At 44.9% G+C, this 1838-nt stretch carries 1 protein-coding gene; it reads right to left on the reverse strand.

The features are described 5' to 3' along the window. Positions 1 to 1726: hypothetical protein (locus H0Z23_RS08995; RefSeq protein WP_296869112.1), on the reverse strand; the 1726-nt coding region annotated here is incomplete at its 3' end. Between the last annotated feature and the right edge of the window lie 112 nt (positions 1727 to 1838).

Here is a 1838-nt window from a genome sequence, read left to right on the forward strand (position 1 = left end):
CTTCTATGGCAGCCACGAGTCCCAGGGCCTGTTCGGAAAAAGAGTATGTAACCGCGCTGCGGTAGTGCCATTTCCCGTACTTGTAAACCCATTCTGGTGACAATAATAGGAGATGGCCTGTTTCATCTTCGAATGTTACAGAGGCAAAATTTCCATCTAAAGAGTCAACAGTGATGAACTCAAAATCTCCTGGTGCTGGCAAATTTGATATGTCTATATTTATTTTTCCGTCGAGGATGGCTTTGTCGGCAGAAAAGGAGGGAGCGGTAGATCCTGCTACGATTTTGAGGGTTGCATTTGGTCCTTGAAAGTAGTTGTTTGTGAAAAATTGGCTTCCTTCTGTTATTATCAATGTTCCCGCATTATTGTAGGAATTGCTTGCAAAAGAGTTTCCTTCGAGCAAGAGTGAGCCTTTCCCATCTTTTGTGAATGAGCCAAACCCGGAAATACAGGCAGAAATGCTGTCTTCTACGTTTACTTCGATGTTTGAGGTCCCATCTCCCACCAGCAGGTTGGAGCCGGAGAGAGTGGTGCCCTCACCGAGGATTATGCTGCTTCCTTTAGTTGCAACCACTGCTGCGCCTTGTTCGCTGTAAAGTTCCCCCAAGTTATAGAAAGAGCCTTCCTCCACGACGACTGCGTGGCTGTCTTTGCCGTAAACGGCTATCTTGCCGCTATTGGATCCCGTGGAGTTACCGTAAATGTACATTCCGTAGGACCTTTCTCCATACGTTATGATTTCTCCGCTTTCCTTGTTTATTATTGATGAAGAATCATAGGCTACTAAGCCATGTGCTTCATTACCATGAGTTATTATTCTTCCTGTATTTTCTCCGTAGGAATCATTAGATACGACCATACCTGAAGCGCCGTCGCCCCATGTTTCTATTGTCTCCGAACTTAAGTTGAAAAGTTGGGCTGAATAGGTGCCGAACATGCCGAGGGCATTCTGGCCATAGGTGGTTATATCTTTATAATTCTTAGCTTTAGACCCATCCTTGGCTACAACTCCAAACGCACCATATCCATAGGTTGTTACGGTACCATAATTAACAGCGGTAGAAGAATCGTCTGCATATATTCCAGGAGAATTGCTTCCTTGAGTGGTGATTTCACCCGTGTTTGTAGCTGTGGAAGATTGGGAGATGTACATGCCGAAAGATTTGTCACCAAAAACATTAACCGTGCCACTGTTCAGTACTGAAGAGTTTTGAATGGCCCATAAGCCATAACTGAGACTGCTCTGCCCAATTTCAACTAACCCTTCGTTATAAAGCTCAGAAAACCAGGTGCCTGCCATTCCCCGGGACATATCCCCGTAAGCTCTTATAATGCCTGAGTTATTTGCTGTTGCTGAGAAAGCTGATATGCCTGCTGCGCTTTTGTTCTCTGTTATGATGACTCCAGAGCTTGTATTTTGAAATGTGGATCCTTCCCTTACATTGGCTCCATAGGCTCCTATGCCGTATGTATGAAGTAAGCTACTGTTTTTTGCGATAGATGTTTTTGTTGCGTATAACCCGTGAGCTCCCGACCCTCTTGTAATTATGCTGCCATAGTTGGATATATTGGAGCTTTCTGTTCCATAGATTCCGTAAGCACTACTGCCGAAAGTTTGAATTTCCCCCTCCAGGGCATTGACCAGCATGTTGTACTTTCCCCACATTCCGTGCAAGGCTGTGTTGTAGTTGTAAATACGCCCAAAGTTTGTGCTGTCTCCATACAAGGTTTCGTTTATTAACAGGTTTCCCTCGGGATTGTCCTCGGCATGGCTTGTTGATTGAAAGGGATAGGCAAACACAGGGGCCATCAGGCAAAAGCAAAAGATCGCGAAAAAA

This window comes from Thermovirga sp. (genome assembly GCF_017656375.1).
Taxonomy (GTDB): domain Bacteria; phylum Synergistota; class Synergistia; order Synergistales; family Thermovirgaceae; genus Thermovirga.